Below are 20,206 nucleotides of genomic sequence, written 5' to 3'. Positions count from 1 at the left end.
CTCAGGACGAGAACAGCATCTTGCCGAAGCCGCGGTGCTGGTAGTGGTGCCCGTGCCGGTAGTGCGGGGCGGGAGCGCCCCAGGCCGGGGCCGGTGCGGCGGGCGGAGGCGGCGGCGGGGCCGGGTAACCCGCTTCGAGCCGGGTGAGGTTCTCGAGCTCGCCATAGTCCAGGAAGATCCCCCGGCAGTGACCGCACTGCTCGATATGCACCCCGCTGCGGTTGTAAGTCTGCATCATTCCACGACATTTCGGACACTGCATGCTGGTGACGTTACCGGGTTCGCGGGTTTCATGCAGAGACGGCAATCTGTGCCGCTGACGACGGGACCGGCTCAGGGAGCGGGAGTTTCGGTGAGGCGCAGGCAGGTGTCGACGAGTGCGGTTTCCAGGTCGTCGAGCGGCCGGCCTGACGCGACCGCCAAGGCCGCCGCCTGGACGACGACGGCGCGGGCCGGGAGATCCAGCGTCGGCCAGATGTCGCCGTCGGGTGGGATGGCGGGCCCGCCCGCGGCGCGGTAGGCGGTCAGGAAGCGGGTCCAGGCGGCTGGATCGAGGATGCCCGCGGCGAAGAAGGCGGCGGGGCGGGCGAGGTCCCACGCGGGGTCGCCGAGGCCGAGATCGTCGAGGTCGATCAGCCGCCACGCGCCGTCGGCGGGGCAGACCAGCTGACCTAGGTGGAAGTCGCCGTGTGTGAATGCTTTTGGTGCGCAGTACAATTCGGGGAGACTGTCGAAGGCTCGGCGCACCACCGCCGCTGCCGTGGCGTCGGGAATGTGGCCTGCGTTGTGCAATCGGCGCATCGCCCGGCGGACCCGGGCCGGACCACCGGCGACAGGGAGGTCGCAACAGCCGTGCACCGGTGCGGCATGCAGGGTGGCCAGCAGTTGTGCGGCTGCTTCCCATGGCGCGGCGTCGGGGGCACCCGGATCGACCGGCGTGCCGTGCGGCCACACCGTGACCGGCCTGCCTGCGCAGGTGAGTAGCACCGCACCGTCGACGGGGATCGGGGCGAGCAGCACCGATCGCGGCCCGGGCGAATCGGCCAGACGGAGCCGAGCGCGGAGGGCGGCGGGATCGGAGTCGGCCGGGTGGGCTTTGACTACGACGTCGCCCACCCGGATCACCAGAGCGTCCACTCGATCGGCCAGCACTTCCGGTTCGCCGGATGCCCCTGCCCGGCAGGCGATCTCGGCCAGTACTGCCACCAGTTCGGGGCTGGGCGCTCCCCCGCCATCAGCCCGCACCACAACGGTCCCCTCCCCGTGGGCGGCGATCTCCGCACGGAGACCCATGGCATCCGAACCTGGGAACACGACGAATCCGTCTGCCGTCCCGCCATCCTCGCCCGGCATCCCCGCACCAACCTCCGCCACTACGACACCCTGGCCGCCACCATGGCAGGCTAGCCGCCACTACGGCACTCGCGAATCCGACCCGGCTCCGTCCGGCGCGCTGGTAGCGTCGCCGGGCAGCAAGCGTGGTCCCATCCATGACGAACCCTCAGAGGTGGTCGATGATGACAAGCAAGCTCGCATTCGCTGTTCCGGCGGCGTCCGCGCTGGCCGTGGCCGCGCTGGCGGTGACGGCGGCGCCCGCAACGGCGGTCAACGGTGGCAAGTTCCAGACGGTGTATTCGCTGACCCAAGGTCTGTGTGTCGCGCAGATCGAGGCGTCGGTCAACGGGGACGCCTACCCCGAGCATGCCGCGTTCACGGTCGGCTCGACGATGTGGGGCGTGGGTGACTGCCAGCTTCCCGTCACGTTGAACTGGCGCAATCTCGAGACCGGTGAGACGGGCAGCAAGACGCAGACGCCGCACGGGCCCGGGTACTGGATGAACGACGGCAAGGCCGCGCTGTTCGCACCGGGCATCGGGAAGTTCTCGGCGACGATCACCATCGGCGCGGCGCATGTGCCCGAGCCGGGGACCATCGAGTTCACGGTGGCCGAGTACCAGGGCTGAGTACCGAGGCTGAGCGGTACTCCTCCCGGCCGATGATCAGCGGCACAATCAGGGCATGAACGGTCATCGGCAGGCGGGGCTGCGCGCGAGATGCCGCGTGCACGACGGCGGAGGACAGTCCACGCACGCGGGACACCTGGCCGTCCGCGATAGGCGCCCCAGCCCAACTGGCATACAGCGTCGCGCAGGCGTCGAATACCCGGCCGTGCGCGATAGACAACAGGTCGGCTCCGGCATCCACCCGTCCCTGCGCGTCGATCTCGGCGTTCCCGGCGACCACACCCGCGCATGACCACCACGATCATCGCGATCGCGGTCGCCGCAGCGCTGCTCGGTGTGGCCCTGCTGGTCTGGTCGCGGACCCGGCGCGTGGTCACCACTCCGGCTGAGCGTGCCGTGCATACCGCCCTGCATACCGCTTCGCTCGCGGCGCGGCCGTTGCGGCGCGGGCTCGATGAGAAGTCGGCGGGTGAGGCGGCGCCGCATCTGCGGGCGCTGACCGGGGCCGAAGGGCTCGGGGTGGCGGATGCGGAGGGTGCGCTGCTGGCCTGGGACGGCCCGCATGCGGATCTGGCCGAGCAGTTCTCCGAGGCGGCGCGGCGGGCCGTCACGGGTGAGCGTCCGGTGCTTGTCGGCGGGCCGGGTGGGCAGGCGCGCGGCCGCGCCAACGACCATGCCGGCCGCACGCTCATCGCGCAGCCGCTGATCATCGAGGGCACCGGCGTGGTGGGCGCGCTGGGGGTGGTCACCACCGGCACTCCCGGCCCCGGCACGCTCGGGGCGGTCGCCGAGGTGGCGCGGTACGCCTGCGGGCAGTTGGAGCTGGCCGAGCTCGATGCCTCGCGGGCGCGGCTGGACCGGGCCGAGGTGCGGGCGCTGCGGGCGCAGATCAGCCCGCATTTCATCTACAACGCGCTCAACACGATTGCCTCGTTTGTGCGCACCGATCCGGCCCGCGCCCGCGAGCTGATCCTGGAATTCGCCGACTTCACCCGCTATTCGTTCCGCGCCGCGGGCGAATACACCGTGCTGGCCGACGAATTGCGCAATATCGAACGCTATCTGGCGCTGGAGCGGGCCCGCTTCGGTGACGCGCTTCAGGTCAAGTTGCAGATCGCGCCGGAGGTGCTGGGCGTGGTGCTGCCGTTCCTGGCGCTGCAACCGCTGGTGGAGAACGCGGTGCGGCACGGCTTGGCCGGATCGCCGACCGGCGGGACGGTCAGCATCGTCGCCGCCGACGCGGGCACCGACTGTGTGATCAGCGTCGAGGACGACGGCGCGGGCATGGATCCGGAGCTGCTGCGCTCCGGTGAACTCGACGCCATCGAATCCGGTTCCGGCGCCACGGCGGCCGTCGAATCGGCGCATGTGGGCCTGGCCAACGTCGACGACCGGTTGCGCGCGGCGTTCGGTGATGATTACGGGCTGGTGGTCGAGACCGCGCCCGGCGCGGGCACCAAGGTCAGCATGCGGGTGCCGAAATTCCGGGCCGGAATCCAAGCGTGAATGCTGCCGCAGGCCCTGGCTACGATGGTTGAGCTGTGATGTAGGACACCGGAAGGGGCTGGCGATGCTGCGGGTGCTGGCCGTCGACGATGAGAAGCCCGCGCTGGACGAGCTGGTCTACCTGCTGCGGGCGCAGCCGGCAGTGGGCGAGGTCCATGCCGCGAGCGATGCCACCAGCGCGCTGCGGTTGCTGCGCGCCAACCCGGTCGACGCGGTGTTCCTCGATATCAATATGCCCGGCCTCGACGGCATGGAACTGGCCGGCATCCTGTCCGAGTTCGCCGCGCCGCCGGCGGTCGTGTTCGTCACCGCTCACGACGACAAGGCCGTGGCGGCCTTCGACCTGGGTGCGGTCGACTACCTGCTCAAACCCCTGCGGGAGGCGCGGCTGGCCGAGGCGGTGCGCCGGATCGCCGCCGCCCGCGCGGCCGCCGCCACGCCCGGCACCGAGGCCGCGCCGGAGCCCACCGATGCCAACGAGGTGATCCCGGTCGAGCTGGCCGGGGTGACGACCCTGGTGCACCGCTCGAGCGTGAGCTGGGTGGAGGCCGACGGCGACTACGCCCGGCTGCACACCAGCGCCGGATCGCATCTGGTGCGTATCCCGCTCTCGGCGCTGGAGGCGCGCTGGCAGGACGCCGGGTTCCTGCGGGTGCACCGGTCGTATCTGGTGGCGTTGCGGCAGGTCACCGGGCTGCGCACGGTCGGCAGCGGCACGGTGGTGTGCCTGCGCGGCGAGGGTGAGGCGGCGGCGGTGGAGCTGCCGGTGAGCCGGCGGCAGGTGCGCGAACTCAAACAGCGGCTCGTGCGCGGCCCGCGCCAGACCTGGACCGGCCGATGACGAGCCCGCAGCGGCCACCCCGCGAACGCGTCGTGCTGGCCGAACGGCGCGGTGCCCGCCGGGTGCACACCCGGATGGAAGTGGCCGAGCAGACCGAGATCGGCGCCGCCATGATCGGCGGATTGATCCGCGCGCAGTTGGGGCTCGCGCTGCGGCTGGCCCTGGTGACCGTAGCGACGCTCGGCGCGCTGCCCCTGCTGTTCGGCATCGAATCGGTCGCGACCGCCCATGTTCTCGGCATCCGCCTGCCGTGGCTGCTGCTGGGCGCCGCGGCCTATCCGGCGCTGTATCTGATCGGCCGCCTCTATGTCCGGCTGGCCGAGCGCAACGAGCACGACTTCCTCGAACTGGCCGAGGACTGAGAGGGCCGGGCGCGATGACCGAGACGTCGACGGCCGGTACCTGGCTGACGGTGGCGGCGCTGCTGCTGGCGGCGGCGGCCACGGTGATCATCGGCGGCTACGGAGTTCGCTTGGCGCGCACCACCTCCGACTTCCTGGTGGCCTCGCGCAGCGTCGGCCCGCGCTGGAACGCCGCGGCGGTCTCGGGTGAATATCTCTCGGCCGCTTCGTTTCTCGGCGTCGCCGGGTTGATCGCCAAGTACGGTGCCGACGCGCTGTGGTATCCGGTCGGGTTCACCGCGGGCTATGTCGGCTTGCTGCTGTTCGTCGCCGCGCCGCTGCGACGCTCCGGCGCCTACACGGTGCCGGATTTCGCCGAATTCCGGCTCGGTTCCTTGCGTTTGCGGCGGCTCGCGGCGCTGGTGGTGGTGTTGATCTGCGGGGTGTATCTGATCCCGCAGTTCCAGGGCGCGGGGCTGACGTTGCGCATTCTGCTCGGGGTGCCGGGCTGGGTGGGTGCGGTGGCGGTGGGTGCGATCGTGATCGCCAATGTGGTGGGCGGCGGGATGCGCTCGATCACGCTGGTGCAGGCGTTTCAGTACTGGCTCAAGCTCACCGCCGTCGCATTGCCCGCGCTGGTGTTGCTCGGGCATTTCCTCGGCGCCCAGCAGTCCGTCGGCTCCCCGGCCCCGCCGACCATCGCCCAGACCACCACCGTCGAGGTCACCACGCCGGTGATCGTGCAGGTCGACGCGGCGCAGCGGGTGACGATCACCGGCACGGTCGACGACCGGGCCGTCGACGGCCCGATCGTGCTGGGCCCCGGTGAACACGAACTGGCCGCCGATACCCGGCTCGTGCTCGACGCCGGCGCGACGGTGCCGGTGGTCGCGGGCGCACCCGCCGACGGCGCGGCATGGCTGCTACCCGGCGGTGGATTCGGCGACCCGCATCCGCTGTATCAGGTGTATTCGCTGATCATCGCGACCTTCCTCGGCACCATGGGCCTGCCGCATGTGCTGGTGCGCTTCTACACCAACCCCGACGGGCGCGCCGCCCGTGCCACCGCGCTGGCGGTGATCGGTCTGGTCGGCGGGTTCTATCTGTTCCCGATCCTGCTCGGGGTGTTCGCGCGGCTGTATGTGCCGCAACTGCTGATCACCGGCACCTCCGATGCGGCGGTGCTACTGCTGCCCGGTTCGGTCCTCGACGGCCTCCCCGGCCAACTGCTGGCGGCGCTGGCGGCAGCGGGGGCGATCGCGGCCTTCCTCGCCACCTCGTCGGGCCTGCTGGTCAGCATCGCGGGCGTGCTCAGTACCGACGTGCTGCGCGGACGCATCCGCGACTTCCGGGCGGCGGCGCTGGTGGCCGGTGCGGTGCCGCTCGGGCTGTCGCTGACGGTGGTGTCGCTGGATCTGTCGCGCACGGTCGGGCTGGCGTTCGCGGTCGCCGCCTCGACGCTGTGCCCGCTGCTGGTGCTCGGCATCTGGTGGCGCGGGCTCACCGCCGCCGGCGCGGTCAGCGGGTTGATCGCCGGCGGTCTGGCCTCGGGTGGCGCGACCGTGGTGTCGGTGCTCGGCGGCATCTCTGACGAGCTGGCCGGCGGCTGGCCCGCGGTACTGCTCGGCTATCCGGCGGCGGTCAGTGTGCCGCTGGCCTTCGCGACGATGATCGTGGTCAGCTTGCTCACCCGCCGCCAGGACGCGCTGACGGTGGCGCGGATCTTCGTGCGCATGCACGCCCCCGAACGCCTCGGTATGGGCGCCGATCGCGAGCGCGGGCTGTCGGCGGGCTGACCGTTCGTCGCGCCGATCCGACCGTTCACCGCACGGTCGATTCCGCCTGCCGAGTGACTCAGGCCACACCATTCTGTGCGCGCCCTGACGGTCGTAACTTCGATACACACCGTAAGCCACGTCACAGGTAGGACCGGGTGATGACCACAACCGATACCGACGCCGCACCGCCGCCGCGTACGCCGACGCCAGAGGAATTCCTCCGGATGCAGGCCAGCCCGGAATTCCAGGAACTGCGAACCCGATTGCGGCGCTTCGTCTTCCCGATGACCGCGCTGTTCCTCACCTGGTACCTGGTGTACGTGCTGCTGGGTGCGTACGCGCACGACTTCATGGCCACCACGCTGTTCGGCAATATCAACGTCGGACTGGTGCTTGGGCTCGGGCAGTTCGTGTCCACCTTCGTCATCACCGGGCTCTACGTCCGGTTCGCCAACCGGGAACTCGACCCGCGTGCCGCGGCCATTCGCGAGGAACTCGAAGGGGTCAAGGCATGAACCTGCACTACCTCGCCGCCGATGCCACGGTCGGCAATCCGGTCGCCAATATCAGCATTTTCGCGCTGTTCGTCGCGGTCACCATGGTCGTGGTCATCCGCGCCAGCCGCAAGAACACCACCGCCGCCGACTATTTCACCGGCGGACGCGGGTTCTCCGGCCCGCAGAACGGCATCGCCATCGCCGGTGACTACCTGTCGGCGGCGAGCTTCCTCGGCATCGCCGGCGCCATCGCCGTCTACGGCTACGACGGGTTCCTCTACTCCATCGGCTTCCTGGTGGCCTGGCTGGTCGCACTGCTGCTGGTGGCCGAAATGCTGCGTAACACCGGCAAATTCACCATGGCCGATGTGCTGAGTTTCCGGTTGAAGCAGGGCCCGGTGCGCACCGCGGCGGCCCTGACGACGCTGACGGTCTCGCTGTTCTACCTGCTGGCCCAGATGGCCGGCGCCGGTGGCCTGGTGGCGCTGCTGCTCGATATCTCCAGCAAGACCGGACAGGCCATCGTGATCGCCGTGGTCGGCGTGCTGATGATCGTCTACGTGCTGGTCGGCGGCATGAAGGGCACCACCTGGGTGCAGATCATCAAGGCGGTGCTGCTGATCACCGGCGCCGCGGTGATGACGGTGGTGGTGTTCGCCAAGTACGGGTTCAACCTCTCCGACATCCTCGGTTCCGCGCAGGCCGCGGTGAGCGGTTCGGCCAACGACGCCGTCGCCGCCCGCGATGTGCTCGCCCCGGGCGCCCAGTACGGCGGCAGCGAGATGTCGAAGCTGAACTTCCTGTCGCTGGGTCTGGCGCTGGTGCTCGGCACCGCCGGTCTGCCGCATGTGCTGATGCGGTTCTACACCGTGCCCACGGCCAAGGAAGCGCGGCGCTCGGTGGTCTGGGCCATCGCCCTGATCGGTGCGTTCTACCTGTTCACCCTGGTGCTCGGGTACGGCGCGGCGGCCATCGTCGGCCCGGATAAGATCCTCGCCGCGGCCGGTGGGCAGAACTCGGCGGCGCCGCTGCTGGCCTTCGAGCTCGGCGGTGTGCTGCTGCTGGGCGTGATCTCCGCGGTCGCGTTCGCCACCATCCTCGCGGTGGTGGCCGGGCTGACGATCACCGCCTCGGCCTCCTTCGCCCACGACATCTACGCCAGCGTGCTCAAGCGCGGCAAGGCCGATGAGGCCGCTCAGGTGCGGGTCTCGCGGATCACCGCGGTGGTGATCGGCGTGCTGGCCATCGGCCTCGGCATCCTGGCCAACGGCCAGAACATCGCCTTCCTGGTGGCGCTGGCCTTCGCGGTGGCGGCGGCGGCGAACCTGCCGACCATTCTGTACTCGCTGTTCTGGCGGCGGTTCAACACCACCGGCGCGCTGTGGAGCATGTACGGCGGCCTGATCTCGACCATCGTGCTGATCGTGTTCTCCCCCGCGGTGTCGGGTTCGAAGTCGGCGATGATCCCCGGCTCGGACTTCTCCTGGTTCCCGCTGTCCAACCCGGGCATCGTGTCCATCCCGCTGGCGTTCGCGCTCGGCGTCGCCGGCACCTACTACGGCGGACGCCGCGGCGGCGAGGATCCGGCCAAGGCCGCCGAGATGGAGGTGCGCTCGCTGACCGGCGTGGGCGCGGAGAAGGCGGTGGTGCACTGATAACTGCCCGATACCCGTTGTCCCCCTTGCTCATTCGATAGGAGTGCACGCGTTGACCACCGTCACCGTCGACCATCTCGACAGCCCCGCCGCCTACCCGCCGCCCGCCGACTTCGCCGCGAACGCCAATGCCGGTGCCGCCCTGTACGACCGGGCGGCCGCGGACCGGCTCGAATTCTGGGCCGAACAGGCCCGCCGGCTGCACTGGGACCGGCCGTGGAGCCAGGTGCTGGATTGGAGCAACGCGCCGTACGCGGAGTGGTTTGCCGGCGGCACCCTCAATGTGGCCTACAACTGCGTCGACCGGCATGTGCTCGACGGCCACGGCGATCAGGTCGCCATCCATTGGGAAGGTGAGCCGGGCGATTCCCGCTCGATCACCTACCGCGAGCTGCTGGCGGAGGTCAGCAAGGCTGCGAACTACTTCACCGAGCTGGGGCTGGTCGCCGGGGATCGGGTCGCCATCTACATGCCGATGGTGCCGGAGGCGATCGTGGCGATGCTCGCGTGTGCGCGGCTGGGCCTGACGCATTCGGTGGTGTTCGCCGGTTTCTCGCCGGCCGCGCTGCGCCAGCGCGTCGACGATGCCGGCGCGCGGCTGGTGGTGACCACCGACGGGCAGTGGCGGCGCGGTAAGCCCGCACCGCTGAAGGCTGCGGTGGACGAAGCACTGGGCGCGGCCGGCGAGACCACCGTCGAACACGTCCTGGTGGTGCGCCGCACCGAGATCGACACTCCGTGGACCGAGGGCCGGGACCTGTGGTGGCACGAGACCGTCGCGCAGGCCTCCCCCGAACACGAAGCCCAAGCCTTCGACGCCGAACACCCGCTGTTCATCCTCTACACCTCCGGCACCACCGGAAAACCCAAAGGCATCCTGCACACCAGCGGCGGCTACCTCACCCAGACCGCCTACACCCACCACTACGCCTTCGACCACAAACCCGGCGCCGACGTCTACTGGTGCACCGCCGACATCGGCTGGGTCACCGGCCACAGCTACATCGTCTACGGCCCCCTCGCCAACCGCGCCACCCAGGTCGTCTACGAGGGCACACCCAACTCGCCGGACGAGCACCGGCATTTCGAGATCATCGAAAAGTACGGCGTCACCATCTATTACACGGCGCCCACTTTGATCCGGACGTTCATGAAGTGGGGCAGGCAGATTCCGGACGCGCACGACCTGTCCTCGATCCGCCTGCTGGGTTCGGTCGGTGAGCCGATCAATCCGGAGGCCTGGCGGTGGTACCGCGAGGTGATCGGCGCGGGCACGGCGCCCATCGTCGATACCTGGTGGCAGACCGAGACCGGGTCGATCATGATCTCGCCGCTGCCCGGCGTCACCGCCACCAAACCGGGTGCGGCCATGGCACCGCTGCCCGGCATCTCGGCCCGGGTCGTCGACGACGACGGCGCCGGACTCGACCGTGACCGGTCCGGCCTGCTGGTGCTCGATCAGCCGTGGCCGTCGATGCTGCGCGGCATCTGGAACGATCCGCAACGGTTCCAGGAGACCTACTGGGACCGGTTCCGCGAATCCGGCTGGTATTTCGCCGGTGACGGCGCCCGCCTGGACGCCGACGGCGACCTGTGGGTGCTGGGCCGCGTCGACGACGTCATGAATGTCTCCGGCCACCGCATCTCCACCGCCGAAGTGGAGTCGGCGCTGGTCTCCCACCGCGCCGTCGCCGAAGCCGCCGTGGTGGGCGCCAGCGATGCCACCACCGGCCAGGCCATCGTCGCCTTCGCCATCCTCACCGCCGAGGCCGGCGCCGGCGAGCCGGACCGCGACGCACTGATCGCCCAGCTGAAAGCCGAAGTGGCCCAGCAGATCAGCCCGATCGCCCGGCCGCGCGATATCCACCTGGTACCGGAGCTGCCCAAGACCCGCAGCGGCAAGATCATGCGCCGGCTGCTGCGCGATGTGGCCGAGGGCCGCGAACTCGGCGACACCTCCACCCTGGTCGACCCGGCGGTGTTCGAGTCCATCGCCCGCGGGTAATCCCCGAGGGTGCGGCGGACCCGGTCCATGAGGGGGATCGGGTCCGCCGGTCAGGTACGGGAGAACTCGCGACCGGTCGCCAGGAACAGTAGGTCGATCACCGGCGCGCGCACCTGCTCCGGGCCGTCGCCGTAGGTCCAGTCCGCGTCTGTCGCCGTCAGCCGCAGGCCGCGCACGCGTTTGCGGGCGCCGTAGAACCGGCTGGCCAGCACGTGGTCCAGGGCGTGGGCGACGCGTTCGGGCGCTGTGTGCAGGGTGCGGCCGAGCGGGCGGGCCACGTCTTGTTCGTGGACGATGATGTCCACCAGCGGGTCGGCCGGTGCTGCGCCGGGTGAGCGTCGCGTCGACCCCGCCGAGGCCCGCAGCCGCGCGATCAGCTCGTCGGGGCGGTGGCGCGCCGATACTCGCCGCGCCTCCTCGGCATTCATCCGATCCCAATTGCCCCCGGTCCGGATCAGGCCGACGACGGTGGATCCGAGGGTGTCGACCGTGGTGATGTGAGCGAGCACATCGTGGACGGTCCAGCCCGCGCACAAGGATTCGCGCTGCCATTCCCCGGGCGTCAGCTGGTCGAAGAAGTCGGCGAAGGCCAGCCGTTCCTCCCGCAACCACGCCGAGATCAGATCAGGGTCCATCGTCGATTCTCCCGGTTCGAAGGGGCGTCACCGATAACGACGGCGCGCGGCGGCCGAATTCATCGCCGCGACCCGATCGGCCTCTTCCCCAAATGGACGCACGACCTGGCGGGGCTCCGAGATACCTTGCGCGAAGCGGTTATTCAGAGTTGGAGTACCTTCTTGCGCATGGAGGTTCTGCTGCATCAGATCGACGCGTTCGCCGACGCACCGTTCTCGGGTAATCCGGCCGCGGTGATGCCGTTGCCGAGCTGGCTGCCCGATGCGCTGTTGCAACACCTGGCCGAGGAGAACAACCTCGCCGAGACCGCCTTCTATACCCCCGAGTTACCCGCCGAGGCGGGCCCGCCGCCGGGTGACTGGCCCGCCTTCCACCTGCGCTGGTTCACCCCGCGGGTGGAGGTGGACATGTGCGGGCACGCGACGCTGGCCAGCGCGGCGCAGATCCTCACCGATATCCAGCCCGGCGCCGACCGGGTGAGCTTCTACACCCGCAGCGGCTGGCTGCACGTCGACCGCACCGACGACGACGAATACGTGCTCGACCTGCCGGTGGTGCCGTCGATCGAGACCGATCCCGATCCGGTTCTGGTGGCCGCGCTGGGTGTGCGGCCGGTGCGCGCCTACACCGGGGCGGACGCGGTCATCGTCGTCGGCAGTGAGCAGGAGGTACGCAGCCTGCGCCCGGCGCTGGACCGGTTTCCGCCGCTGCCGCGCGGCGCCATCGTCACCGCCCGCGGCGAGGACGTCGACGTCGTGTCCCGGTTTTTCGGGCCCGGGGTCGGTGTGCCCGAGGATCCGGTGACCGGTTCGGCGCATGCGCAACTGGTGCCGCTGTGGAGTCGCGAACTCGGCCGCACCACGATGACGGCCCGGCAGCTGTCCCGGCGGGGCGGGCTGCTGCGGTGCGAACTCGTCGGCGACCGGGTGCTGCTGATCGGCCGGTGCCGGCGCTACCTCGATGGGGTGGTCACGCTGCCGGACGACTGAGTCGCCTTCAACCCTCGGTCTCGCGGTGCGCGCGGTCCCACCCGCCGGTCGCGGTAGCAGGCCGCTAGCAGCGCGCTAGCGGAAGTCGGGAATGTGCCATTGACAAATGGCGCATTCAGCGCTGATGCTGGCTGCATGGTGACAACGAAGTCAACGGCGACTTTGCCACGCCCGGTCCCCCGGTCCGCGTCCGTACGGACGCGTATCGCGGCCACCGGATCGGTTCTGAGCATCCGGCAGATCAATGGCATCCTGCCGCCCACCCGATGGGGCATCGGCACAGGTCGCGGCCTGATCGCCACGGTCATGGCGCTGGGCGGGCCACCCATTCCCGGCACCACCACGATTCCGGTGCGCGCGGCCGGCGTCCGCGGCGAGATGGTGCGGGCGCCCGGTGTGCCGCTGGGTGAGCGGGTGATCTATTACGTACACGGCAGTGGGTATGTGATCTGCTCGGCGCGCACCCATCGCGGGCTGGCCTCGCGGCTGTCGTCGGTGACCGGGCTGCCGGTCTTCGTCGTCGACTACCGGCTGGCCCCCGAGCACCGTTTTCCCGCCGCCGCCGACGACGTGGCCGCCGGTTACCGGTGGCTGCTGGCCAACGGGTACGCCGCCGAGAACATCGTGATGGGCGGCGACTCGGCCGGCTGTCACCTCACCCTCGATCTGCTGCTGGAGAACGCCCGGACCGGGACGGCGCAGCCCGCCGGGGCCTTCATGTTCTCGCCGCTGATGGACCTCACGTTGACCGCGGCCGAAACGCTGGACCGGCGTCGCCCGGATCCGATGGCGCCCGCACCGGTCGGGCGCCGGATGATCCAGCTCTACACCCGCGACGAGCCCGCGGATTCGGCCCGGCTGCGCCTGACCATCCCTCCCGGCGTGTCACTGCCACCGCTGTTCGTCCAGGCCGCCGCCGGGGAGATGCTCGCCGACGACGCCCGCCACCTGCACGAGATGGCCACCGCGACCGGCAATTCCTGCCGGCTGGAGCTGTGGCCCGGCCGCATCCACGTCTTCCAGGCGCTGCCGCTGATCGTGCCCGAGGCGAGCGCGGCGCTGCGCCGGACCGCGGCCTTCGTCAGCGAGGTACTGGCGCAGGCCGAGGAGCCGCGACGTGAGCGGGTGAGTTGAGATGTGGCCTTTCAGCACCGACCGCACGCGAAACGCGAAGGCGGTCGTCACCGGAGCGGGCAGCGGCATCGGCCGGGCCTTCGCCCTCGAACTCGCCGCACGTGGTGGCGAGGTGGTGTGTGCCGATATCGACAAGGATCGCGCCGATGAGACCGTGCGGCTGATCGAACGCCGCCACGGCCGACCCGCCCATGCGTTCTTCTGCGATGTGGCCCAGCGCGCCGATGTGCAGCGGCTGGCCGACTTCGCCGAGGAGGTGTTCGCCGGACCGCCGACGGTGGTGGTGAACAACGCCGGGGTCGGCATCGGCGGAAAACCGGTCGGCGACATCGGATTCGACGACTGGGACTGGGCCCTCGGCATCAACCTGTGGGGTGTGGTGCACGGCTGCGAGATCTTCGCACCGCGCCTGCGCGCCGCGGGGCGGGGCGGCATCGTCAATGTCGCCTCGGCCGCGGGTTTCGCGGCTGCTCCCGGTATGGCGGTGTACAACACCTCCAAGGCCGCGGTGCTGTCGCTATCGGAAACCATGTACGCCGAACTCGCGGGCAGCGGCGTCGCGGTGACGGCGCTGTGCCCGACCTTCGTCAAGACCAACGTGGTCACCGACGGCCGGATCACCTCCGGCCCCTCCCGGCTGGCCGATCAGCTCATGCGCTGGACCGGATTCGCCCCCCAACGCGTCGCCGCCGACGCCCTCGACGCCCTCGACCGCGGCCGCCTCTACGTGCTGCCGCAGCTGGACGCGCGGCTGGTGTGGCAGCTCAAGCGCACCTTCCCCGCCACCTACGCCACCGCACTCGGCCTGCTCAATCGCCTTCTGCCACAGGGCGAGACGAGCAAGACCACCGACCTCGACCACACAGGAGCCTGAGATGGCCTTCAATTTCGACGACATGCTCACCAAGATCAAGGCCCGCCAATGGGCCCTGGCCGATATCGACTGGGACGCTCCCGGCGCCGAGGAGATCGACCCCGAACTGTGGGGCAAGCTCAAGCCCTTCATGTCCGATCTGATGTGGATCGAGAACGTCGGCGCCCGCGGTTTCGCCGCCATGGCCAAGAAGGCGCCCACCGACACCCTGAAGGAGATCTACCGCTACTTCCATGCCGAGGAACAGCGCCACGCCAACGCCGAACTGGCCCTGATGCGGCGCTGGGGCATGCTCGACGGCGACGAGATGCCGGAACCGAACATCAACGTCAAGCTGGTGATCGACTTCCTGGACAAGCACGCCGACGGCATGTCGCTGTCGTTCCTCGGCACCGTGATCCCGATGCTGGAAGTGGCGCTGGACGGCGCGCTGATCAAATTCGTCACCGATGAGATCAAGGACCCCGTCGCCCAAGAGGTGTTCAATAAGATCAATGCCGACGAATCCCGGCATCTGGCCACCGATTACGCGGTGATGGAGCTGCTCGGGCACGCCACCGCGCGCAAACTGGCCATCGACTTCATCGGCGGCTGGGCCAAGCCGTCGCTGATCGTCGGCGCGCTGAGTTACTTCCCGCTGCTGAACAAGATGCGCGACAACATCGTGGAGATGGGTGTGTCGGAGGAGAAGCTGTACGCGGCGATGGCCCGGTTCAAGGCCGTCGGTGAGCGGACCCCGGTGGTGAACCGGCTGCCGATGTACCGACTGGTCAAGATGCACAGCGATTGGGTGATCAACCGTGATCACCCGTACCACCTGTTCGCCGACGCCCTGGTCAAGGTGACCGGGCGCATTCCCGAACGATTCTTCGCCGAGCAGCCGACCTGGTCGAAGGCGCTGACCCACGAGCCGGTCGCATGAGCGCGGCAGCCAAGCCACTGGACGTGGCGGTCATCGGGGCGGGTTTCGCCGGCATCGGGGTGGCGATCCGGTTGCGTCAGCGCGGCATCACCGACTTCGCGGTGCTCGAACGCGATACCCGGGTGGGCGGCACCTGGCGCGACAACACCTATCCCGGAGCCGCCTGCGATATTCCGTCGCGGCTGTATTCCTACAGTTTCGCGCCGAATCCGGCGTGGTCGCAGACCTATTCGGGCAGCGCCGAGATCCTGGGCTACATCGAGTCCATGGTCGACCAGTTCGGGGTGCGGCCGCATATCCGGTTCGGGCACACCGTGACCGGGCTGGACTACGACGAGGACGCCGGCCTGTGGTCCATCGCGATCGCCGGACGCAAGCGCTCACTGCGCGCGCGGGCCGTGGTGATCGCCTCCGGGCCGCTGTCCAATGCCAGCTTCCCCGCAATCGAGGGTCTCGACGACTTCGCCGGGCACAAGATCCACAGCGCCCGCTGGGATCACGACTACGACTTCGCGGGCAAGAAGGTGGCCGTGGTCGGCACCGGCGCCAGTGCGGTGCAGATCGTGCCGGAGCTCGTGCAGCAGGCCGGTTCGGTGACGGTGTTCCAGCGCACGCCGGGCTGGGTCCTGCCGCGCGTCAACCGCGAGACCACGGCCACGACGAAGGAGCTGTACCGGCGGTTGCCGCTGGCCCAGACGCTGGCGCGGGAGGCCTGGTTCTGGGGGCACGAGTCGGTCGCACTCGGTGTGGTGTGGTCGAGTCCGCTGACCCGGGTGGTCGAGCAGGTATCGCGGCTGCATCTGCGGACGCAGGTGCGCGACCCGTGGCTGCGCCGCCAGCTCACCCCCGAATTCCGGGCCGGCTGCAAACGTTTGCTGATGAGCAACGACTACTACCCCGCGCTCCAGGCCGACAACTGCTCGCTGATCACCTGGCCGATCGTGCGGCTGGTACCCGAAGGCATCCAGACCGCCGAAGGCATCGTGCACAGCGCCGACTGCATCGTCTTCGCCACCGGATTCGATGTGTCCAAGGCCGGCGCACCGATCCCGGTGACCGGACGCGATGGCCGCACGCTCGACGAGGAATGGCGCCGCGGTGCCTACGCCTACAAGAGCGTCGCGGTGGCGGGCTACCCGAATATGTTCCTCACCTTCGGCCCGAACTCCGGGCCTGGCCACAATTCGGCGCTGGTGTACATGGAGGCGCAGATCGACTACATCACCCAGGCGATCGGCATCCTGCTGCGCCGCGACCTGCGGGCGATGGAGGTCGACCGGGTCCGGCAGGACCGCTACAACGCCCGGCTGCAACGCCGGCTGGCCGCGACGACCTGGAATTCCGGCTGCCGCAGCTGGTATCTCACCGAGGACGGGTTCAACGCGACCATGTATCCGGGGTTCGGCACGCAGTATGTGCGGCAGCTCGCGCAGGTGGATCTCGACGATTACGTGCTCACGCCACGGGTGCAGGCACGGGCGCTCGCGGCGAGTGGGGCGCGGGCCGGATAGGTCGGGGCAGCAGGGCTCCGTGCCCGATCGGGCACGGAGTTCGCCCGCCCGCGGTGCTACCGGTCGGGAACCGGGCCGTCGTCGGGCGTGGGGCCGATGACGCCGGTGGCGTCGGGCAGCAGCGGCACCACCGCGAACGCACCCGCCACGGCATCCGCCGGTAGGGCCTCCACCGCACGGATACCGTTGCGCGCGGCCAGGTCTCGCAGCTGATCCAGGGTGCCGCGCACGATCAGTCCCACCGCGCACGCGCATCCCTCGCGGAGCCGGGCGGCCGAGACGGTGATGACCTTCTCGGTGCGTTCATCGATCGCGGTGGCGCGGCGCAGCTGGTCCAGCAGTTGCCAGGCGGCGTCCTCGGCCGACCGCAGCACCACTTCCTCGGTCGCCGGGACCTGCACGGTCACCAGCTGGGTCTGCACCCGGGGCAGCGGCACCTGGTAGAGCACCCGCCCGATCCGCAGCCCGCCCGCCAGCTCCGGAAGACGGTGCGGGCTCTGGTATTCGGTGAACGACACCAGCGCCCAGTGCTCGGCGGAATCGGTGCCGCTCAGCGAATCCCGCGCTCGCGCCAGGTATTCCGCGACCGACTCGCCCTGTTCGGGGCCGAGCCGGTCGGTGGATACCGTCTCGGTACGCGGCTGCTGCATGGCGCCGACGGCTACCAAGACGACCACGACCACCCCGACCACCGCGGCGAACACCGCCCGCAGGGTTCGCGTGGATCGCAGTCCGGTGGGTTCCTCCGCGTCGTCACGCGGGCCGGATTCCGGCTCGTCGGACACGGTCAGCACGTCCTCCGGCGACGGTCGTCCCCGGTGCGACGCGAGCGGTTCTCACGCATTGCGCAGCACGTCGAGGGCGTGGGTCAGATCGGCCGGGTATTCGCTGGTGATCTCCAGGTACCGGCCGTCGGCCGGGTGCTGGAAGCCCAGCGAACGCGCGTGCAACCACTGCCGCTGCAAACCCAGCCGCTCGGCCAGGCGCGGGTCGGCACCGTAGGTGAGGTCGCCGCAGCACGGGTGGCGGATCGCGGAGAAATGCACCCGGATCTGGTGGGTGCGGCCGGTTTCCAGGTGGATATCGAGCAGGCTCGCCGCCTGGAACGCCTCGACGGTGTCGTAGTGGGTGATGCTGGGGCGGCCGTCGGCGGTGACGGCGAACTTCCAGTCGTTGCCGCGGGCGCGGCCGATCGGGGCGTCGATGGTGCCGCTGCTGGGATCCGGATGTCCCTGGACCAGTGCGTGATACCGCTTGTCGACGGTGCGCTGTTTGAAGGCGCGCTTGAGCACCGTGTAGGCATGCTCGGACTGGGCCACCACCATCACCCCGGAGGTGCCGACATCGAGCCGGTGCACGATCCCCTGGCGTTCGTGCGCGCCGGAGGTGGAGATGCGGTAGCCGGCCGCGGCCAGCCCGCCCACCACCGTCGGGCCGGACCAGCCCACACCGGTGTGCGCGGCCACACCGACCGGCTTGTCGACCGCGACGATGTCGTCGTCGGCGTAGAGGATCTTCATCCCCTCCACCGGTTCGGCCTCGATGGTGAGTTCGCGTTTGGGCTCGGGGAACACCACTTCGAGCCAGGCGCCCGCGGTCAGCCGATCCGACTTCCCGGCGGCGACACCGTCGAGCTGCACCGAACCCTCTTCGGCCAATGCCGCCACCGCCGTGCGCGACAGGCCAAGCAGCCGCGACAGACCGGCGTCGACCCGCATGCCGTCGAGCCCGTCGGGCACCGGCATGGTCCTGGTTTCCCTCACGCCGCGCTCCCCTCGCCCGCCCCGGAGTTCTCGCTGTTGCCGGCATCGCCGCTGCTGTCGGGCGTCTTCTTCTCGCGCCCGACCCGGCTGCCGTTGGGCTCGAACCCGAACACCGTCAGCACCACCAGCAGGATGGCACCGCACACGATGGCCGAATCGGCCACATTGAACACCGGCCACCAGCCGACGGCGACGAAATCGACCACATGGCCCTGCAACGGCCCCGGCGACCGGAACAGCCGGTCGACCAGGTTGCCCAGCGCGCCGCCGAGCACCATGCCCAGGCCGATGGCCCACCACAGCGAGCGCAGCGTGCGCCCGATGCGGATCACACCGATCACCACCGCGGCCGCGACCAGCGTCAGCAGCCAGGTCATGCCGGTGGCCATGGAGAACGCGGCGCCGGGGTTGCGCACCAGGCTCAAGCGGGCGACATCGCCGATGAGATACACCGGCTCGCCGGGAGTCAGGGTGGCGACCACGATGACCTTGGTCAGCAGGTCGAGTGCGAACAGCACCGCCGCGATCACCAGCAACAACCGCAGACGCTGCGGTGGGCGCGCCGGGGCCTCGGTGGGCTGTTCGGCGGTGCTCGGCTCGGGTGGCTGGTCCTCACTCACGCCGACCATCATCTCTCGAGGCGGGATCGGCCCGGTGCTGCGGGCACCGCATGTCCGGGCGCGGTGCGCGGCGCGAGTCCCAGGTGATCCTCAGCATGCACCGCCCGCATGTCCCAGCTGACACTCAGGATCCGGTCGTACTCTGTTGCTCGTGACGGTGTTGTCTTCTCCCCACGCACCCCGGATCGGCCGTTCCGGAGTGCTGATCATGGTGCTCGCGGTCGGGTTGTCGGCGTTCGGTGTCGGTTGCAGCGACGGCGCCGAGCCGTCCGCGGACGCCGAGGGCACCGAGCCGCTGGGGATCGGGCGCGAAGTTACGGTGCCGATCGCCGCCGCGGTGGCCACCGTGGAATCGCCGGGCGACGAGCCGCGCGCCGCACTGCGCGCCGGTTTCCCGGACGGCACCGTGCAGGAGGTGACGCTGCGCACCGATCACCGCATCCAGCAGCAGATCAACGACCAGCCGCCGCGCGATTTCTCGCACCCGGCGCTGACCATCCCGTTGACCGCGCGCACCGACGATTCCGACGTCGACCTCACCCTCGGCGCGATCACCACCCCCGACCCGGCCTTGTCGCAGGCGTTGACCGCCGCCGACGGCTCGCACGCCGGACTGGACATGAGCGAACTCGGTGCGATCACCGCGCTGCGGCTGGCGCCCTCGCCGGACACCTCCAACTCCGCCCGCGCGGCCATCGAGCAGGCGTTCTATCAGGCGGTGTACCAGTCGATCACGTTCCCGGACGCCCCGGTGGGCGTGGGCGCGGTGTGGACGGTGCGCCAGGAGGTCACCGGTGGCGTGGCGCTGGACCAGGTGACCACGGCGACGCTCACCGAACGCGACGGCAACCGGCTCACCATCGACCTGACCGTCGCCCAGACGCCGAAATCGCGCACCTGGAATCTGCCCAACGACGCGGGCACCCTGCACATCGAGGACTACGCGATGACCGGCTCGGGCACCATCATCGTCGATCTCGGCCTGCCGTTGCCGGTGTCGGGGGCGATCGATATCGGCGGGCACCAGTCCTACCGGGATCCGCGCACCGACACCCTGCTGCGCCAGACCATCAGCACCCGGGTGTCCTGGGGCGATTGATCCCGTCCGGATCGCCGGATCGGCGGTTTCTGTCGGTGCCCGGGCATAGGCTCGAACCGTCCGACAACCGA

General features: G+C 69.9%; 20 protein-coding genes. 14 read left to right on the top strand and 6 right to left on the bottom strand.

The window, feature by feature from the left end; all coding sequences use genetic code 11:
• Position 1 precedes the first annotated feature (1 nt).
• Positions 2 to 262, bottom strand: coding sequence for a zf-TFIIB domain-containing protein (locus tag NOCYR_RS09595; protein ID WP_081505573.1), 261 nt, complete (start codon positions 260 to 262; stop codon positions 2 to 4).
• Between the two features lie 71 nt (positions 263 to 333).
• Positions 334 to 1,293 carry a phosphotransferase gene (locus NOCYR_RS09590; protein WP_086008222.1) on the bottom strand — a complete coding sequence of 320 codons (960 nt, stop codon included), beginning with the start codon at positions 1,291 to 1,293 and terminating at the stop codon, positions 334 to 336.
• A gap of 224 nt (positions 1,294 to 1,517) precedes the next feature.
• Between NOCYR_RS09590 and NOCYR_RS09585 the strand changes: the two genes are divergently transcribed.
• From NOCYR_RS09585 to acs, 8 genes are all read left to right on the top strand, one after another.
• On the top strand, positions 1,518 to 1,964 hold the full coding sequence (locus tag NOCYR_RS09585) for a hypothetical protein (protein ID WP_014350163.1): 447 nt from the start codon (positions 1,518 to 1,520) through the stop codon (positions 1,962 to 1,964).
• Positions 1,965 to 2,252: 288 nt separating this feature from the next.
• Positions 2,253 to 3,470 carry a sensor histidine kinase gene (locus tag NOCYR_RS09575; protein WP_014350161.1) on the top strand — a complete coding sequence of 406 codons (1,218 nt, stop codon included), beginning with the start codon at positions 2,253 to 2,255 and terminating at the stop codon, positions 3,468 to 3,470.
• 64 nt (positions 3,471 to 3,534) lie between these two features.
• Positions 3,535 to 4,311, top strand: a complete 777-nt coding sequence (locus tag NOCYR_RS09570; RefSeq protein ID WP_014350160.1) for a LytR/AlgR family response regulator transcription factor — start codon at positions 3,535 to 3,537, stop codon at positions 4,309 to 4,311.
• Complete coding sequence (locus tag NOCYR_RS09565; RefSeq protein ID WP_014350159.1) at positions 4,308 to 4,673, top strand: hypothetical protein; 366 nt, start codon at positions 4,308 to 4,310, stop codon at positions 4,671 to 4,673. Before NOCYR_RS09570 ends, NOCYR_RS09565 begins: the two co-directional genes overlap by 4 nt.
• 14 nt (positions 4,674 to 4,687) lie before the next feature.
• Positions 4,688 to 6,448: a cation acetate symporter gene (locus NOCYR_RS09560; RefSeq protein WP_014350158.1), complete on the top strand. Its 1,761-nt coding sequence runs from the start codon at positions 4,688 to 4,690 to the stop codon at positions 6,446 to 6,448.
• 140 nt (positions 6,449 to 6,588) lie between these two features.
• The gene (locus NOCYR_RS09555) at positions 6,589 to 6,945 is read left to right on the top strand and encodes a DUF485 domain-containing protein (RefSeq protein WP_048834042.1); all 357 of its coding nucleotides are present in this window, start codon (positions 6,589 to 6,591) and stop codon (positions 6,943 to 6,945) included.
• Positions 6,942 to 8,582, top strand: a complete 1,641-nt coding sequence (locus tag NOCYR_RS09550) for a cation acetate symporter (protein ID WP_014350156.1) — start codon at positions 6,942 to 6,944, stop codon at positions 8,580 to 8,582. The genes NOCYR_RS09555 and NOCYR_RS09550 overlap by 4 nt, the downstream gene beginning before the upstream one ends.
• 52 nt (positions 8,583 to 8,634) lie before the next feature.
• Entirely contained in the window at positions 8,635 to 10,587 is a 1,953-nt protein-coding gene (acs, locus tag NOCYR_RS09545) for an acetate--CoA ligase (protein ID WP_014350155.1), read from the top strand.
• Positions 10,588 to 10,637: 50 nt separating this feature from the next.
• Here the strand turns inward: acs and NOCYR_RS09540 are convergent, their stop codons facing one another.
• Complete coding sequence (locus tag NOCYR_RS09540) at positions 10,638 to 11,222, bottom strand: maleylpyruvate isomerase family mycothiol-dependent enzyme (protein WP_014350154.1); 585 nt, start codon at positions 11,220 to 11,222, stop codon at positions 10,638 to 10,640.
• 168 nt (positions 11,223 to 11,390) lie between these two features.
• Here NOCYR_RS09540 and NOCYR_RS09535 point away from each other — a divergent pair, with 168 nt between their 5' ends.
• The 5 genes from NOCYR_RS09535 to NOCYR_RS09515 all read left to right on the top strand — a co-directional run bounded on the left by NOCYR_RS09535 (position 11,391) and on the right by NOCYR_RS09515 (position 16,653).
• The gene (locus NOCYR_RS09535) at positions 11,391 to 12,212 is read left to right on the top strand and encodes a PhzF family phenazine biosynthesis protein (RefSeq protein WP_048833218.1); all 822 of its coding nucleotides are present in this window, start codon (positions 11,391 to 11,393) and stop codon (positions 12,210 to 12,212) included.
• Between the two features lie 135 nt (positions 12,213 to 12,347).
• Positions 12,348 to 13,346, top strand: coding sequence for an alpha/beta hydrolase (locus NOCYR_RS09530; RefSeq protein ID WP_048833217.1), 999 nt, complete (start codon positions 12,348 to 12,350; stop codon positions 13,344 to 13,346).
• Position 13,347: 1 nt separating this feature from the next.
• The gene (locus NOCYR_RS09525; RefSeq protein ID WP_014350151.1) at positions 13,348 to 14,220 is read left to right on the top strand and encodes an SDR family NAD(P)-dependent oxidoreductase; all 873 of its coding nucleotides are present in this window, start codon (positions 13,348 to 13,350) and stop codon (positions 14,218 to 14,220) included.
• A 1-nt stretch (position 14,221) separates the two neighbouring features.
• Positions 14,222 to 15,142, top strand: coding sequence for a hypothetical protein (locus NOCYR_RS09520; RefSeq protein ID WP_014350150.1), 921 nt, complete (start codon positions 14,222 to 14,224; stop codon positions 15,140 to 15,142).
• Positions 15,139 to 16,653: a flavin-containing monooxygenase gene (locus tag NOCYR_RS09515; RefSeq protein ID WP_014350149.1), complete on the top strand. Its 1,515-nt coding sequence runs from the start codon at positions 15,139 to 15,141 to the stop codon at positions 16,651 to 16,653. Before NOCYR_RS09520 ends, NOCYR_RS09515 begins: the two co-directional genes overlap by 4 nt.
• Positions 16,654 to 16,709: 56 nt before the next feature.
• Here the strand turns inward: NOCYR_RS09515 and NOCYR_RS09510 are convergent, their stop codons facing one another.
• From NOCYR_RS09510 to lspA, 3 genes are read right to left on the bottom strand one after another with little or no spacing between them, the layout of a single operon-like run.
• Positions 16,710 to 17,447: a hypothetical protein gene (locus NOCYR_RS09510; protein WP_014350148.1), complete on the bottom strand. Its 738-nt coding sequence runs from the start codon at positions 17,445 to 17,447 to the stop codon at positions 16,710 to 16,712.
• Between the two features lie 42 nt (positions 17,448 to 17,489).
• Entirely contained in the window at positions 17,490 to 18,416 is a 927-nt protein-coding gene (locus NOCYR_RS09505) for an RluA family pseudouridine synthase (protein WP_048833216.1), read from the bottom strand.
• Complete coding sequence (lspA, locus tag NOCYR_RS09500; protein ID WP_014350146.1) at positions 18,413 to 19,048, bottom strand: signal peptidase II; 636 nt, start codon at positions 19,046 to 19,048, stop codon at positions 18,413 to 18,415. Before lspA ends, NOCYR_RS09505 begins: the two co-directional genes overlap by 4 nt.
• Before the next feature lie 196 nt (positions 19,049 to 19,244).
• On the opposite strand from lspA, the gene NOCYR_RS09495 reads away from it, so the two are divergent.
• On the top strand, positions 19,245 to 20,135 hold the full coding sequence (locus NOCYR_RS09495) for a hypothetical protein (protein WP_148280849.1): 891 nt from the start codon (positions 19,245 to 19,247) through the stop codon (positions 20,133 to 20,135).
• Positions 20,136 to 20,206: the final 71 nt, after the last annotated feature.

Source organism: Nocardia cyriacigeorgica GUH-2 (genome assembly GCF_000284035.1).
GTDB classification, from domain to species: domain Bacteria; phylum Actinomycetota; class Actinomycetes; order Mycobacteriales; family Mycobacteriaceae; genus Nocardia; species Nocardia cyriacigeorgica_B.
The sequence above is the reverse complement of the archived record's forward strand: the minus strand, read 5'-3'. Positions and strand labels throughout refer to the sequence as shown.

What these genes read in the sequence shown, in the direction of transcription:
- NOCYR_RS09595 (WP_081505573.1), bottom strand. Translation starts at nt 262, where the DNA reads ATGCAGTGTCCGAAATGTCGTGGAATGATGCAGACTTACAACCGCAGC.
- NOCYR_RS09590 (WP_086008222.1), bottom strand. Translation starts at nt 1,293, where the DNA reads ATGGGTCTCCGTGCGGAGATCGCCGCCCACGGGGAGGGGACCGTTGTG.
- NOCYR_RS09585 (WP_014350163.1), top strand. Translation starts at nt 1,518, where the DNA reads ATGACAAGCAAGCTCGCATTCGCTGTTCCGGCGGCGTCCGCGCTGGCC.
- NOCYR_RS09575 (WP_014350161.1), top strand. Translation starts at nt 2,253, where the DNA reads ATGACCACCACGATCATCGCGATCGCGGTCGCCGCAGCGCTGCTCGGT.
- NOCYR_RS09570 (WP_014350160.1), top strand. Translation starts at nt 3,535, where the DNA reads ATGCTGCGGGTGCTGGCCGTCGACGATGAGAAGCCCGCGCTGGACGAG.
- NOCYR_RS09565 (WP_014350159.1), top strand. Translation starts at nt 4,308, where the DNA reads ATGACGAGCCCGCAGCGGCCACCCCGCGAACGCGTCGTGCTGGCCGAA.
- NOCYR_RS09560 (WP_014350158.1), top strand. Translation starts at nt 4,688, where the DNA reads ATGACCGAGACGTCGACGGCCGGTACCTGGCTGACGGTGGCGGCGCTG.
- NOCYR_RS09555 (WP_048834042.1), top strand. Translation starts at nt 6,589, where the DNA reads ATGACCACAACCGATACCGACGCCGCACCGCCGCCGCGTACGCCGACG.
- NOCYR_RS09550 (WP_014350156.1), top strand. Translation starts at nt 6,942, where the DNA reads ATGAACCTGCACTACCTCGCCGCCGATGCCACGGTCGGCAATCCGGTC.
- NOCYR_RS09540 (WP_014350154.1), bottom strand. Translation starts at nt 11,222, where the DNA reads ATGGACCCTGATCTGATCTCGGCGTGGTTGCGGGAGGAACGGCTGGCC.
- NOCYR_RS09535 (WP_048833218.1), top strand. Translation starts at nt 11,391, where the DNA reads ATGGAGGTTCTGCTGCATCAGATCGACGCGTTCGCCGACGCACCGTTC.
- NOCYR_RS09530 (WP_048833217.1), top strand. Translation starts at nt 12,348, where the DNA reads ATGGTGACAACGAAGTCAACGGCGACTTTGCCACGCCCGGTCCCCCGG.
- NOCYR_RS09525 (WP_014350151.1), top strand. Translation starts at nt 13,348, where the DNA reads ATGTGGCCTTTCAGCACCGACCGCACGCGAAACGCGAAGGCGGTCGTC.
- NOCYR_RS09520 (WP_014350150.1), top strand. Translation starts at nt 14,222, where the DNA reads ATGGCCTTCAATTTCGACGACATGCTCACCAAGATCAAGGCCCGCCAA.
- NOCYR_RS09515 (WP_014350149.1), top strand. Translation starts at nt 15,139, where the DNA reads ATGAGCGCGGCAGCCAAGCCACTGGACGTGGCGGTCATCGGGGCGGGT.
- lspA (WP_014350146.1), bottom strand. Translation starts at nt 19,048, where the DNA reads ATGATGGTCGGCGTGAGTGAGGACCAGCCACCCGAGCCGAGCACCGCC.
- NOCYR_RS09495 (WP_148280849.1), top strand. Translation starts at nt 19,245, where the DNA reads ATGGTGCTCGCGGTCGGGTTGTCGGCGTTCGGTGTCGGTTGCAGCGAC.